Genomic DNA, 14317 nt, shown 5'->3' with positions numbered 1-14317 from the left:
GGTAAGAGGATGTACAAAGAGCAACTGACTATTGCCCTTTCCAAGGGTACACTTTTAAAATCTACTCTTAAACTGTTTCGTAGTATTGGATTACCCACTGAGGGGGTAGATGAAGATAGCCGCAACATGGTTTTCACTTATGAAAACCCGGCCATTACCTATATTATGTGCCGGCCTACTGATGTACCTACTTATGTAGAACAAGGGGCGGCTGATCTGGGTATTGTCGGCAAAGATGTAATTATGGAGCAGGGGCGGGATGTTTTCGAACTGGCTGATTTAAAATATGGATACTGCCGCTTTGTTGTAGCTGTCCCAGCTTCTTTAAAGGATATTCCCCTGAAAAAACTAAACTACCAGCGGGCTGCTACTAAATTTCCGGTAGTAGCAGAGCAGTTTTTCCGCAGCCAGGGACTGCAGGTAGAGATTATTAAGCTGCATGGTAATATCGAATTAGCGCCCTTGATGGGATTATCCGATATGATTGTAGATATTGTTTCTACGGGGCGCACCTTGAGAGAAAATAACCTGGTGGAGTTAGTTGATATTATGGATTCCACCACCCGCCTGATCTGTAACCGGGTTAGCTATCGGACTAAACATCATCAAATTCAACCTTTAGTCGAAACCATTCAGAAATATGTGAAAGGTGGTCAGGATTGATGAGGATTAAGCGAATCAAGGCTACAGGGGAGGAACTCCAGCATTTTATTCATAGTAATTACGAAGATATGAAACAATATAATGACCAGGTGGCTCAAATAGCTGACCTGGTTAGGGAAAAAGGTAATCAGGCCCTGTATGAGCTGGCCCAAAGGTTTGATGGTGCTGTTATTAATGATGATAATTTTAAAGTTAACCAGGCAGAAATTAGGGAGGCCTACCAGAAGGTTGACGATGATTTTCTATTGGCGATCCGTTCAGCCATAGATAATATAGCTGATTTCCATTCCCGGCAGCTGAGGAATTCCTGGATGGAACCAGATGAGCGGGGAAATATACTGGGGCAACTATATCGCCCCTTAGAACGGGTAGGAATATATGTACCAGGAGGTACGGCGGCATATCCGTCTTCAGTGCTTATGAATGCCATACCGGCCCAGGTAGCCGGGGTAAAAGAAATAGCTATGGTTACGCCTCCTGACCGCAGCGGTAAAATGAATCCCTATACCCTGGTGGCGGCAGCCGAACTGGGAATTGAGGAGATTTATAAAACTGGCGGAGCCCAGGCGGTATTAGCCCTGGCCTGGGGTACGGAAACTATAAGAAAAGTTGACCTCATAAGCGGCCCGGGGAACATTTATGTTACCCTGGCTAAAAAGATGGTTTATGGGGACGTTAACATAGATATGCTGGCTGGTCCCAGCGAGATACTGATTATTGCCGATCATAGTGCTGATCCGGCTTATCTGGCGGCTGACATGATGTCCCAGGCGGAACATGATGTTTTAGCACGTAGTATGCTAATAGCTTGTGATTCCGGTGTTTTCGGGGAAGTGGAGGCTGAACTGGATTGCCAGTTAGCCCAGCTTTCCCGTAAGGAAATAATTGGAAAATCCCTGTCCAATTATGGAGCTTTTATTTTGGCTGAAGATTTGCACCAGGCCTGCCAGGCAGCTAATCAGATTGCTCCTGAACACCTGGAACTGATGGTGGAAAATCCTTTTAGCTTACTTAGCCAAATAGAAAATGCCGGGGCGATATTTATGGGACATTATACCCCGGAACCGGTAGGGGACTATTATGCAGGTCCCAATCATATACTTCCTACCGGTGGAACGGCCCGGTTTTATTCACCGGTTACGGTGGATACCTTTAGAAAGGCCTCCAGTCTTATATACTACTCCCGGGAGGGCATAAGCCAGGATGCAGACGATATTATAAAACTGGCCACTGTGGAAGGACTTACCGCTCATGCTAATTCAGTACGGGTAAGAAAGGAGAAAATAAATGAGTAGTTCAACCAGGACGGCTGAGATCCAGAGAAAAACTCTTGAAACCGAAGTTCTACTCCAACTGGACCTAGATGGTACCGGCAGCCATCAGATTGATATCGAAATTCCCTTTCTAGGCCATATGCTGACCCTTTTTTCCGTCCATAGCCTATGTAACCTGAAAGTAACCGCTCGGGGAGATATTGATGTTGATGATCATCATTCAGTTGAGGACATTGGTATCTGTTTTGGTCAGGCATTAAAAAAGGCGCTTAAGGGTAAACAGGGCATTACTCGTTATGGAACGGCTACAATACCTATGGACGAGGCCTTGGTGCGGGTAGTGTTAGATATTTCAGGTCGCCCCTATCTGGTTTATAATACCAACCTGCAGAAAGAACACATAGGTAATTTTGCAGTAGAAAATGTTAAAGAATTTTTCCAAGCTATAGTGGGAGCGGCGGGTATGAATATTCATATTGATGTGATTCGAGGAAGTAATACTCACCATATTATCGAAGCTATTTTTAAGGCTTTTGCCCGGGCATTGAAGATGGCAATTGAAATAGAACCCCGTGTGCAGGGAGTATGGTCTTCCAAAGGAAATCTTTAATTTACGGTTAATCCAGGGAGGTTTACCTAGGTAAACTAGTAAAAAATTTTGGAGAGATATGCCATGATAATTTATCCAGCTATAGACCTTAAGGATGGACAATGTGTCCGATTAGTGCAGGGAAGGGTCGAAGATAAAACGGTGTATTCCAATTCTCCGGCAGAAGTAGCCCGCAGTTTTGAAGAGCAGGGAGCTGAATTTTTGCATGTGGTAGACTTGGATGGTGCTTTTGAAGGTAGTCCCAGGAATCTGACTGCAATTGCTAAGATTGCTGATGAGATTCACATCCCCTTCCAGGTGGGGGGAGGGTTACGCTCATTAAGTGATGTAAAACGGGTTTTAGGAGCTGGGGCAGCCCGAGTTATTATCGGAACCCGCGCAGTTAACAATCCGGATTTTATGAAGGAACTACTAGATCAATTCGGACCGGAAAAAGTGGTTTTAGGTTTAGATGCCCGTAATGGAATGGTGGCATTAGAAGGATGGGTAAACACCTCCAGCCTTTCGGCGGTGGAATTCGGAGTTACCATGAAAAACATGGGTGTTAAAACGGCTATTTACACGGACATAAGCAGGGATGGACTGTTGTCGGGACCTAATCTAAGTTCTACTCGCCGGATAGCGGTTGAGACTGGTCTAAAAGTCATTGCTTCTGGTGGGGTATCTTCCCGGCAGGATGTGATTCAGATCAAAGAATTAGAACCGCTGGGGGTAACCGGAGCTATTATTGGCAAGGCATTATATGATGGTAAGTTATCACTGGAGGAGGCCCTTCAGGCGGGTCAATAAATGTTAAGTGGGGTAGAAAAGATGCTAGCAAAAAGAATTATTCCTTGTCTGGATGTTCATGAAGGTCGGGTAGTTAAAGGAATAAATTTTGTAAATTTGCGCGATGCAGGTGATCCAGTGGAATTAGCAGCCTATTATGACCGGGAAGGAGCTGATGAACTAGTTTTTTTAGACATCAGCGCTACTTCTGAGGGCAGAAAGACCATGGTGGATGTGGTTCGCAAGACAGCCCAGAAAGTATTTATTCCCTTTGCGGTCGGAGGCGGGATTAGCACAATAGATGATATACGGGATTTATTAAATGCTGGTGCTGATAAAATATCCCTCAATTCAGCAGCGGTTAAAGATCCCGGACTTATTACCGAAGCGGCTGGCCAATTCGGAAGTAAGTGTGTGGTTGTAGCTATTGATGCCCGTAGTACCGGAAAAGATTCCTGGGAAGTTTATATAAATGGTGGAAAAACTTCTACGGGTAAAGATGCCGTAGAATGGGCCGGCCAGGTGGAAAAACTGGGGGCAGGAGAAATTCTTTTAACCAGCATGGATAAAGATGGCACCAGGGATGGTTACGATCTGCCTCTGACTAGAGCGATAAGTGAAACTGTGGGAATACCCGTTATTGCTTCCGGAGGAGCCGGATCATTAGAGCATCTTTATCAGACTATAATTGCCGGAAAAGCCGATGCAGTTTTATGTGCCTCTATTTTTCATTACCGGGAATATACAATTAAACAGGCTAAAGAATACCTTGAGCAAAAAGGAGTACCGATGCGATAATGATGGTTAATACTATAAAATTTAATCAGGATGGACTCATTCCCGCTATAATTCAGGATTATTCCAGTGGACAGGTTTTAATGATGGCTTATATGAATGAAGAATCATTAAAGCGTACTGTTGAAACGGGTAAGACCTGGTTCTATTCCCGCAGCCGGCAGACCTTATGGATGAAGGGCGAAACTTCCGGACATATTCAGAATGTAAAAGAAATTCGTTATGACTGTGATCAGGATAGTCTTCTGGTTATAGTAGAGCAGATCGGTGCTGCTTGTCATACCGGGCATTATTCCTGTTTTTACCGGGATCTGGAGGGGAATGAAAAAACCACTCCGGTATTTGATAGTTCCAAGGTGTATACAGGTAAAGAAGGTCCTGGAATTCTTTTCGAACTTTATGAGGTTATAGCTGATAGAAAGATCAAAAGACCGGAGGGGTCTTATACCACTTATCTTTTTAATGAAGGTATTGATAAAATATTAAAAAAAGTGGGAGAGGAGACTGCTGAGGTTATCATAGCAGCTAAAAACCCTGATAATGCCGAATTGGTTTATGAAACTTCTGACCTGCTTTACCATTTGCTGGTGTTGCTGAATGAAAAAGGTGTAGATTTAAGTGATATCTTTACTGAGCTTCGCTCCCGTCGTTAGTGAGCAAATTTAGCACGCTTTGGATGCGGATGGTCAATTGATTAAATAGATGGCTATCCGCGTCTAAAAATCAGTACCTAAACAGTGGATTATCCTTATTCCAGGTGGGAACCGGAAAGTGTTTTCTAGCTATCAGTAGGGTGGTTTGTATTAGTATGAACACGGATTTTATCAATACGCAAGCCTTTCATGCCTACCACTTCCAGGCACAGATTATCCGGGTTTATGATATCACCCTCCCGCGGCCGGCGGCCCAGTTTACCAAGTATGTATCCAGCCAGGGTATTATATTGCTCATTTTCCTCATTTAATGGAATATCAAAGCGCTCCATAGCATCGTCAATAAACATACGTCCGCTTACCAGAAAACGGTTATTTCCTTCGGCGACTATGGGCGGTTCTTCATGGTCAAACTCATCCTGAATTTCACCGACCAATTCCTCCAGAACATCTTCCATAGTAACTATACCGGCAGTTCCCCCATATTCATCCATAATTACTGCCATGTGTATACGGCTGGTCTGGAATTCCTGCAGCAGTTGATCTAGGGGCATTCCTTCCGGAATAAAGAGAATATCGCGTTTCAGGTCATATATTTTGGTTACCTGGTCATTAAGCAGGATATCTTTTATGTTTACCAGCCCGATTACCTGGTCAGGACTTCCCTTACAGAGCGGAAAGCGCGTGTGGCCTGCTTTACGAGCTATGCGCAGGTTTTCTTCTAAGGAATTGTCCGTATCCAGGTACCATACTTCTGGCCGGGGTACCATAATCTCCTCGGCGATCCGTTTTTCAAATCGAAAAACATTCTGCAAAAGTTCCTGTTCGCTCTGGTTGATCTGCCCGCTTTTATAGCTTTCCGAAATAAGCATGCGCAATTCTTCTTCACTATGGGTAACTTCATTATCAGTGGCTGGTTCAAAACCCATTAACAGAACAATTTTATTAGCGGTACCATTTAAAAGAATAACAGCCGGATAAAATAAAAGATAAAAAAAACGCATGGGGGCAGCCAGTAACAGCGCAAGGGTCTCGGCCTTCTGAATAGCCAGTGATTTAGGAGCCAGCTCTCCAAAAACTACATGTAGAAAGGTGATAAAACCAAATGCCACCAGAAACGATATGGAATGAACCAGAGCCGGGGAATCAATTCCCCAGCCTGATAGCAGCGGAGTAACTAAGGTTGCTACAGCCGGTTCCCCTAACCACCCCAGCCCTAAACTGGCCAGAGTAATTCCTAACTGGCTTACGGAAAGATAAGCATCAATGTGCTCTATACATTGCCGGGCCAGTATGGCTTTATGGTTACCTTCTGCGGCAAGCTGGGCGATTCGGGTAGGCCGGACCTTGACGAAAGCAAATTCAGCGGCTACAAACAGGCCGTTCATAACTACCAGGAATAATGCTGCTAAAATTTTTAAAACACTTAATAGGATATTCAAGATATAAGTATTCATTCAGCTTACCCCCTTACTATTTAAAAACATCAACCGTCAAGGACTTGTCAGATTAGGTAATCTATAGCTTTAATATGTACTGCTATAAAGATGTCTATCCTGAGCAGGGTCCCTCCCCAAATCTCAAAAAATTATAAGTTTAGTATTAAATTTAGTATTGTTTGGTTGAACAGCAGATTATTTTAAATAAACCAGTCTAGTTATTCTTTTATGTTTTTGGTAAAATGTAGCTTGTTGGACCTAGGGGGGAAGGATAATGTTTGCTTTAATTAATACCGCTTGGCCATTAGTAGTTATGGCCTTAGTGATGGTAGTTTTTGGCAGTATCCTATATCGATGTTTCTGGTCTGGTAGAACAGAAGAGCATCGATTTTATGATGAGGGTGAAGAAACTACTGAAAGCCATAGACCTGCCTCGTTACCGTTTAACAATATGTTTGATGAGAGTCAAGGAGCTTCATTTGAGCGTTATCTGGCCTTGCTTTTTGCCCGCATGGGTTACCAAGTAAGGCGACCTGGTTATGGTGGCCCTAATCGGTTTTTAAAGGCCTCACGTAATAATGTGACTTACATCATACAAGTCCAGCGTAGTGATGACAAAATAGGGATAAATTCCATTAAAGAAGCCTTATTGTCACGGGATTTTTACGGATGCGAGCAGGTGATAGTGATTACTAATCAATACTTTACCCGCCGGGCCGTACGTATGGCTAGCGTTAATAAAATAGTCCTGGTAGATAGGAACGATCTTTATAACGAAATAGCCAACTTAAATGCTAAAAAAAACCTTTGTCGAGCTGAGGCCTGTCAATGATTAGCGGCAATAGGTAGGCCAATATGAAATGGAAAGTTAAAGTAAAAATATTAGATCTAGATCTGGTAGTCTCCGGGGGGGATGGTACCTGAACAGGGGAGGGGGCGATTATGATAGCAAAACCAGTTGACGATGACCAGAAACAAAGATTAGGAATACTTATCCATAGGATTGAACAGGAACGCGCTCAACTCGTCGAACTAGGAACCCAAAAAGGTTTCTTGCATGAGGAGGTACTTTCCAAAAGCCGGCTAGTAGACGATATGGTTAATGAGTACTACGCTCTATTAAGCAACAGCTAGCGGGACAAGTGGGACACGGGGACAGGTTTGCTGTCCCAATTGGGACAGCAAACCTGTCCCCGTGTCCCACCTAAGCAGAAAGAAGAAAAAACCCCTGAATATCAAGGGTTTGATTTTTCATATGGTGCGGATGAGAGGACTCGAACCTCCACGATGTTACTCGCCAGATCCTAAGTCTGGTGCGTCTGCCAATTCCGCCACATCCGCATAGCTATTAAAAAGGTTACTGCTGTTATCTTTAACACACTTTAATATTATATGGTGAATAACTAAAGGTGTCAATAAAACAAAAAAGATAGCTTAAAATCTCAGGTCTACCACAGACTGGGCTTTCTCATGGCCCTGTTTTTTATTTCCTTTCTTTTCTTCATACATACGGTGATCGGCTAAGCTAACCAGTTCTATTACATCATTAGCTTCCTCGGGAAATAGGGCTGCTCCCATAGAGACGTTATCAAAATATCCCAGATCAATGATAGCTGCCCGTAGGCGGTCCATTATGGTTTGACATAGCTGGTAGCCTACCTTTGGTAGGATAATGGCAAATTCATCCCCCCCATAGCGAGCGACAATATCTGATTCCCGTACGTTTAACTGTATAGTTTCGGCAATTTCTTTAAGAATACGATCGCCCTCCACATGACCATATTGGTCATTAAGGCGTTTAAATTCATCAAGGTCAATCATAATAAGACTAAAAAATTCGGGTTGGCTAACCATAAGGTCTAATTTATCGTAAAAGTATTTATGGGTAAAGAGGCCGGTAAGACCGTCGCAGACTGCATATCTGGATAGTGCCCGGTAATCCTTAGAGACCAGGTAGTTAACAAAAAAACCACTTATGGTAATAAAAAAACCCATATAAATAAAAGCCCTCAGGTTGCCCCCGGTAGTAATTTTTAATATACCCAGACCTAAAATTGAAATAAAGATAATTAGAGCTAGTTGTAAAATGCGGGGGTTAATAGCAAAGACCAGCACGGGTAGAAGGAAGGCTGGTATATAGGGGGAAGCTAAGCCACCAGAAAAATAACAGGTGAAAAAAATCAAAATTTCGTCCATTAGAAAAGCGATATAACTATGGTTCATAATCCAGGTATTAATGCGGGTAATCAAAAATAGAATGGTGGCATATAATGCGTAGATTAAAAGGACTATTAGAACTGGATTGTGCTGCAGGTGGTCATCAAATGCCAAAAATAGAAGCAGGGCTATATATACAGTACCTAGCCTTATACGGGCCAGGTTTTTCTGGTTCCTTTTAGTCGCCTTGAGCATCAATACGGAGGTAATCTTTGATTGTTTAAAAGAGCTATTTTTAAACATATTAGATATTTTCACTATTGTTCACTTGCCTTAAGTCTATAGTACCGATATCAGTCTATAGTACTAGGAAAAAGGATGCCATTGTATTATGTCTAATATAATTAACCATTTCCACTTTTTTCTGACAGAAAAGCTGCCTAAGGCTTAAGAAAATTTATGGTTTATCAGTTTCAGGAGATTTTAGTCGTACCGCCCGGGTAATAACGGCCCCTTCGAAGCGAAGCTGGAGATTATCTAGCAAATGATCGATTTTGCCATCCGTATTATTAAATAAGGCAGGTTGTTCCAAGCCTTCGCAAGTAAGACCACTTAAACCTACTCCTACTAGTCTTAGTGGTACCTTTTTCAGACCAGAATGGTCATACATGTTATAGGCGGTTGTGAATATTTCCAGGTCAGTTTCGGTAGGAGAGTCCATAGTTTGGCGACGGTGTAAAGTTTTAAAATCACTGGTGCGTAATTTTAGCATGATAGTTCGGGCCTTAAGACCTTCTCTTCGTAAACGGAGCCCTACTTTATGGCTTAGCTCCATAATGGCTGATCTGATAAGGGAAGGATCAGCCAGGTCATTTCCAAAGGTAGTTTCATTACTAATAGATTTAATATTTGTACCTGATACCACCGGTCGACGGTCAATACCCCGGGCCAGGTCCAGGTAGAAATCAGTATTAGAGCCAAAAACATCCGTTAGCTTACTGCGAGGAATAAAAAAGAGGCTGCCTACGGTGTCGATTCCCAATTGGCGAAGACGTCCGGCGGTTTTTTCCCCAATTCCCCACAGGCACGTGACGGGGAGACCAGGTAATACGGTGGATATCATTGTAGAGGTGAATTCCATCATCCCATCTGGTTTGGCCATATTAGTAGCCAGCTTGGCTAAAAATTTATTGGGGCCGATACCTACAGAAATTGTCAGACCGGTTTCATCAAGTACACGGCTGCGTATTAAGGAAGCTATATGACGGGAGGAACCGAACAAGCGGTGACAACCGGAAACATCCAGGAAAGCTTCATCTATGGAAAGGGCTTCCCATATTGGGGTAAAATCCTCAAAAATAGAGAATACCTGCCGGGAAACCTTCTGATAGTGTTCCATTCTGGGCGGAAGAAAGATAGCCTGCGGGCAGAGACGATATGCCTGATTAATGGGCATGGCCGAATGAATGCCATACTCACGGGCCTCGTATGAACAGGTCGATACTACCCCACGTTGACCGGGAAGTGCTCCCACAATTACTGGTTTTCCTCGTAACTGGGGATTATCTCTTTGCTCTACTGAAGCATAAAATGCATCTAGATCACAGTGTATTATATCCATAGCTTCATCTCCGAACAGGGGTTTGTTTAAAATACATATTAATACATTAGCATAAAAAAAGGTAGATGAAAAATAGGCAGTTAAATAACCGGGAGAGTTAACTACCCCCGGTTATCCCTGACTTATTAAAAACTTTTATTCCTGGATTAGATGATTGTCATCATCATTATTAAAATCATACACTTGATAGAGAGGATCGTTTAAATGCTCAAGCAGTAAGGGATTATTACACACGATGTCAAAGAGGTAAGCGGTTTTTTTGTCCTTTTGATGGTCAGGCATTTATTCACCCCCTTTTTTGTAGTGTACCACCTACAGTTTGCAAATATTGATAAAGGAAATGTCATTTTATAACCTATCCAAGAGTGGGTATTCTGATATAATAAAGACAAATCAGCAATTAAAAGTAGCCAAAGGAGGTTGACGTGAAGTTTATCTGGATAATAACCCCTATTGTTATTGTTTCTTTAGCGGCGGTTTATTTTATATGGGCCGTAAAAAAACGGGAGAAACGATACAGTATCGAAAAGGAAATTATTAAAAGTGGTAATCGGGGTGAATATAAGGTACAGGCCGTTTTGCGTGCTTTGGAAAATCCAAAATCACGGTATCGAGTTTATCACAACATAAGACTGGGGCCTGATGCTGAGCATACTAATGAATATGATACTGTTATATTAGGGCCTAATGGGATCTTTCATATTGAAACTAAAAATTATGGTGGGGAACGCGGAGGGATTATTGATATAGATAGTCAGCAGAATTGGATACTACATAAAAAAAGTGGTTATTCTAAACTGATTACTAATCCTTCTGGACAAGTTGATTCTCACGAATATCGGCTGCAAGGTTTTCTTAATCGGGTAGTGGGAATTAAAAAATTGCCTACTCAGGGTATAATTGTTTTGTCATGTGATGATATAACCCTTCGGTTTAATACTAAAACGGAAAGCGACATTCCTATCCTAAGTCGTCACGAATTAGTTCCCTATATTAAAAGCTATAACCAGGGGAAAGTAGTTCTTTATCCGCGTACTATAAAAAAGATATGTAAAAATATAGAGGCGATGAATCGCACTGCTAAGGCTAACTAAATTATATAAAGTTCCTTTCCGATTTCCTGACGAGTAACTTTAATAATTGTATTATAAAAATACTATTGTAGTTATTAAATATATAAAACCAATACAAATAGCACCGCTTTACTAAAAGCGGTGCTATTTGTATTGGTTTTACCGGGATCTAGTAGCAGCAGTTTTGGTGGTAATTTACTATCAGCCTGGGCCAGAAGGTGCTATCAAAAAAGTCCAGACTGCGAAAACCTACCAGGCTATTCTGGGTTTCGTCACCTTCGATAATGATTCCATATGGTTCGATAGCACCTTCGTACCAATCCCGGACTAGATCAGTGATATCAATCTTAATAAAACCTAGTGTGTTAGCTGAAATGGTAGTGCTGCCAGACGGTATCCCATATCTAAGCGGCTGATTATTCCAGGTAACCGTATTTTGATTAAACCTTTCTAAAAGCCGATAGATAGTAGCGGTTATAGAACCGCACGGGATTTCGTTGCGGTAGATATAAAGCCTTAAAAAGGCACAATCAATAGTGCTATCAGGTGGAATTTGGTTACACCGGTTGCTGCATAGATCGAATTGAAGCAGGCTGCGATAGTCGTCTCCGCATCCATTAAACTGGCCTATAAACAATGCTGGGCTAGAGCCAAAATTAGTGTCGCGATAAAATTCGGAGACATACGCATCCTGAATGGCAGGAAAATAGATAGTAGCCATGCCCATATCGTCCCCTTTCGCTATATTCTTCACTATATACTATTAAATAAATAGGAACTTCGTGACAAATGTATACAATTAAAACAGTTTGTGGTAAAGAGGAAGGCTATTTTTTAATTATTACTATTAAGGATTATAAAAAGGTAAATACGATGTTATCTCTAGTGCTGTGGTCATATAAAGGGATAAGGTCTTTTTTTAGTTATAAGGATATAAGGATTTCAAATAATTACTTGACATAGCTAGACATTATAATGGACGTAAGGTAAAAGAACTACTTTAGTGTAACAATTTGTTATTGGTAAAGTGGTAGGAGGTGAAGGCATAACCAACTGGTTATAGGTGAAGGGGTAAATTCATGTAGTGTACCTAGGGCCATCATAAAACATAAGGAGGAAGGAACAGGTGAAAAATATACGGTTTAAATGGCTATCTGTTTTCCTGGTAGTTGTGATGCTGGCTGCATTTGCAGTAGGTTGTGGCGGAACTGATACTAATGATAAAGCGCAGAATCCGCCCGTTTCCCAACAAGAACCGGCAAAAGTTACGGTTACTATTGAGCAGGTAGCAGATGCTTACTTTGCTAATATGCCTGACCATATTTATAAGATCCCTGAGCAGGAGCTTAAAGACCGCATAGATGCCAATGATGATAAGATGTTGATCATTGATATTAGAAAGGCAGAGGATTATGCCAAAGGCCATATTAAGGGCGCAGTAAATGTTCCTTTTGCAAAAGTACATGAATATTTGGACAAATTACCTGCTGACAAGGAATTGATAATATACTGTTACACTGGACAAACTGCTGGCCAGACTGTGGCTATCATGAATATGTACGGTTATAACGCCAGATCCCTTAATCTTGGGTTTGATAAGGGCTGGATTGGTAAGAATAACTTCCCGGTTGATAATACTGCAAACCAACTACCTGCCAGCGTAACTCCGGCAAAACCAGATCCGGCTATTGCTAAAATTCTTAAGGACTACTATACTAACATGCCGGAGCATATTTATAAGATTCCCACCCAAGATCTGCAGAAGATGATAGAGGATGGTGATGATATCCAGATCGTGGATATTCGTAAAGCTGAAGATTATGCCAAAGGAAGAATTAAAGGAGCTATCAATATTCCCTTCGGGGAAGTAAATAAACATTTCAGCGAATTCTCTAAAGATAAACCCGTATTCGTCTACTGCTATACAGGTCAAACTGCTGGACAGACGGTAGCAGTTCTTAATGCTATGGGAATTAATGCCCGCTCAGTTAATGCTGGATTTGATCTGGGCTGGACTGCTGATGGATTACCAGTAGAAAAATAAGCCTTCAAGTTTAATTCTGGACATATACATTACGATTGGATACAGTAGAGGGAAAAGGGAAACTTTTCCCTCTACTGTTTTTTTATAATAATTTATAATTAAATAGCATCAGGCATAGATATTGACAGGAATAATTATACTATAAAAAAATGCCGTTCGGGTTATGCCTGTACGGCTTAAATTTTTAGCGCGGCAGTATTCGAGAGGAGGTATTATTGAATATTCTGGTTAGTGGTGGGGCAGGATTTATAGGTTCAAACTTTATCAGGTTATGGCTTAAGCAAAATAGTAATGATCACGTAATTAATCTGGATAAATTAACATATGCGGGTAATTTAAAAAACCTGGCCGGAATTGATCATTGCAAGGAATACCATTTTGAACACTGTGATATTGCTGATCGGGAAGAGGTACATAGAATTTTTAGTGAGTTTCGCCCGCAAATGGTAGTGCATTTTGCGGCAGAGACCCATGTTGATCGTAGTATAACTGGACCCGAAGTGTTCATCATCACCAATGTATTGGGAACCCAAATATTATTGGATGCGGCTTTGGAATTTGGGGTAGAAAAGTTCTTATACGTTTCCACTGACGAAGTATACGGACCAGCTGGAAAAGGGATTTCCTTTACCGAGGAAGAGCGTTTTAACCCCAGCAGCCCTTATGCCGCTTCCAAAGCCGGGGCTGATCACCTGGCTATGTCCTATTTTAAAACTTATCATTTACCCGTGGTTATCAGTCGTTGTTCAAACAATTATGGTCCTTACCAATACCCGGAAAAGTTTATTCCCCTTATAATAAGGAACTGTTTAAACAATTGTCCGGTACCGGTTTATGGAGATGGTCAACAGACTAGGGACTGGCTTTTTGTCGAGGATCACTGCACAGCTATTGCTACCCTGTTAAATAACGGAGTTCCCGGACAAGCTTATAATATAGCCGGACGTCAGGAACTAAAAAATATTGATCTGGTACGTATTCTGCTTGATCAGACCAGGGATTATTTGCGTTCCCAAGGCCGGCCCTACCAGCATATTGGGGAGCAGTTACTTAACTATGTTGATGACCGGCCGGCCCATGATTTTAGGTATGGCCTGGATGACAATAAGATCCGCACTACATTAGGATGGCAACCGGCCTCTACTTTTGACCAAGGGATAGAAAGTACGGTAAGATGGTATGTTGATCATCCAGCCTGGTTGAATCAGGATTAACAGAGG

The 14317-nt window shown here is 41.9% G+C and carries 16 protein-coding genes and 1 tRNA gene; 11 read left to right on the top strand and 6 right to left on the bottom strand.

Annotated features, from left to right (window positions below; all coding sequences use genetic code 11):
* The first annotated feature begins 9 nt into the window (after positions 1–9).
* From hisG to hisIE, 6 genes are all read left to right on the top strand, one after another.
* The gene (hisG, locus tag ACZ5Q0_RS03080) at positions 10–663 is read left to right on the top strand and encodes an ATP phosphoribosyltransferase (protein ID WP_446819460.1); all 654 of its coding nucleotides are present in this window, start codon (positions 10–12) and stop codon (positions 661–663) included.
* Positions 663–1958, top strand: coding sequence for a histidinol dehydrogenase (gene hisD, locus ACZ5Q0_RS03075; protein ID WP_447182696.1), 1296 nt, complete (start codon positions 663–665; stop codon positions 1956–1958). Before hisG ends, hisD begins: the two co-directional genes overlap by 1 nt.
* Positions 1951–2547, top strand: coding sequence for an imidazoleglycerol-phosphate dehydratase HisB (hisB, locus tag ACZ5Q0_RS03070; protein WP_446819462.1), 597 nt, complete (start codon positions 1951–1953; stop codon positions 2545–2547). Before hisD ends, hisB begins: the two co-directional genes overlap by 8 nt.
* 63 nt (positions 2548–2610) lie before the next feature.
* Positions 2611–3336: a 1-(5-phosphoribosyl)-5-[(5-phosphoribosylamino)methylideneamino]imidazole-4-carboxamide isomerase gene (gene hisA / locus ACZ5Q0_RS03065; protein WP_446819463.1), complete on the top strand. Its 726-nt coding sequence runs from the start codon at positions 2611–2613 to the stop codon at positions 3334–3336.
* Between the two features lie 21 nt (positions 3337–3357).
* Entirely contained in the window at positions 3358–4113 is a 756-nt protein-coding gene (gene hisF / locus ACZ5Q0_RS03060; protein WP_446819465.1) for an imidazole glycerol phosphate synthase subunit HisF, read from the top strand.
* Positions 4114–4115: 2 nt separating this feature from the next.
* Positions 4116–4763 carry a bifunctional phosphoribosyl-AMP cyclohydrolase/phosphoribosyl-ATP diphosphatase HisIE gene (hisIE, locus tag ACZ5Q0_RS03055; RefSeq protein ID WP_446820722.1) on the top strand — a complete coding sequence of 216 codons (648 nt, stop codon included), beginning with the start codon at positions 4116–4118 and terminating at the stop codon, positions 4761–4763.
* Between the two features lie 125 nt (positions 4764–4888).
* Here the strand turns inward: hisIE and ACZ5Q0_RS03050 are convergent, their stop codons facing one another.
* Positions 4889–6220 carry a hemolysin family protein gene (locus tag ACZ5Q0_RS03050; protein WP_446819467.1) on the bottom strand — a complete coding sequence of 444 codons (1332 nt, stop codon included), beginning with the start codon at positions 6218–6220 and terminating at the stop codon, positions 4889–4891.
* A gap of 256 nt (positions 6221–6476) precedes the next feature.
* Between ACZ5Q0_RS03050 and ACZ5Q0_RS03045 the strand changes: the two genes are divergently transcribed.
* Both ACZ5Q0_RS03045 and ACZ5Q0_RS03040 read left to right on the top strand, forming a co-directional pair.
* Entirely contained in the window at positions 6477–7034 is a 558-nt protein-coding gene (locus ACZ5Q0_RS03045; protein WP_446819468.1) for a restriction endonuclease, read from the top strand.
* A gap of 110 nt (positions 7035–7144) precedes the next feature.
* Positions 7145–7336, top strand: coding sequence for a Spo0E family sporulation regulatory protein-aspartic acid phosphatase (locus ACZ5Q0_RS03040; protein ID WP_446819469.1), 192 nt, complete (start codon positions 7145–7147; stop codon positions 7334–7336).
* 122 nt (positions 7337–7458) lie between these two features.
* Here the strand turns inward: ACZ5Q0_RS03040 and ACZ5Q0_RS03035 are convergent.
* The 4 genes from ACZ5Q0_RS03035 to ACZ5Q0_RS03020 all read right to left on the bottom strand — a co-directional run bounded on the left by ACZ5Q0_RS03035 (position 7459) and on the right by ACZ5Q0_RS03020 (position 10262).
* A tRNA-Leu gene (locus ACZ5Q0_RS03035) sits at positions 7459–7543 on the bottom strand.
* 93 nt (positions 7544–7636) lie between these two features.
* On the bottom strand, positions 7637–8614 hold the full coding sequence (locus ACZ5Q0_RS03030) for a GGDEF domain-containing protein (protein WP_464827221.1): 978 nt from the start codon (positions 8612–8614) through the stop codon (positions 7637–7639).
* Positions 8615–8816: 202 nt separating this feature from the next.
* On the bottom strand, positions 8817–9980 hold the full coding sequence (gene dinB / locus ACZ5Q0_RS03025) for a DNA polymerase IV (RefSeq protein ID WP_446819471.1): 1164 nt from the start codon (positions 9978–9980) through the stop codon (positions 8817–8819).
* A gap of 135 nt (positions 9981–10115) precedes the next feature.
* Entirely contained in the window at positions 10116–10262 is a 147-nt protein-coding gene (locus tag ACZ5Q0_RS03020; RefSeq protein ID WP_446819472.1) for a hypothetical protein, read from the bottom strand.
* Positions 10263–10405: 143 nt separating this feature from the next.
* Here ACZ5Q0_RS03020 and ACZ5Q0_RS03015 point away from each other — a divergent pair, with 143 nt between their 5' ends.
* Positions 10406–11074, top strand: a complete 669-nt coding sequence (locus ACZ5Q0_RS03015; protein WP_446819473.1) for a nuclease-related domain-containing protein — start codon at positions 10406–10408, stop codon at positions 11072–11074.
* 148 nt (positions 11075–11222) lie between these two features.
* Here the strand turns inward: ACZ5Q0_RS03015 and ACZ5Q0_RS03010 are convergent, their stop codons facing one another.
* Positions 11223–11807, bottom strand: a complete 585-nt coding sequence (locus ACZ5Q0_RS03010; RefSeq protein WP_464827219.1) for a DNRLRE domain-containing protein — start codon at positions 11805–11807, stop codon at positions 11223–11225.
* 372 nt (positions 11808–12179) lie between these two features.
* Here ACZ5Q0_RS03010 and ACZ5Q0_RS03005 point away from each other — a divergent pair, with 372 nt between their 5' ends.
* On the top strand, positions 12180–13097 hold the full coding sequence (locus tag ACZ5Q0_RS03005; RefSeq protein WP_446819476.1) for a rhodanese-like domain-containing protein: 918 nt from the start codon (positions 12180–12182) through the stop codon (positions 13095–13097).
* A 215-nt stretch (positions 13098–13312) separates the two neighbouring features.
* Complete coding sequence (gene rfbB / locus ACZ5Q0_RS03000) at positions 13313–14311, top strand: dTDP-glucose 4,6-dehydratase (protein ID WP_446819478.1); 999 nt, start codon at positions 13313–13315, stop codon at positions 14309–14311.
* Positions 14312–14317: the final 6 nt, after the last annotated feature.

It is taken from the genome of Syntrophomonas erecta subsp. sporosyntropha, from assembly GCF_055395365.1.
Note: the sequence above shows the minus strand (reverse complement) of the source record. Positions and strands in the feature narration are given on the sequence as shown.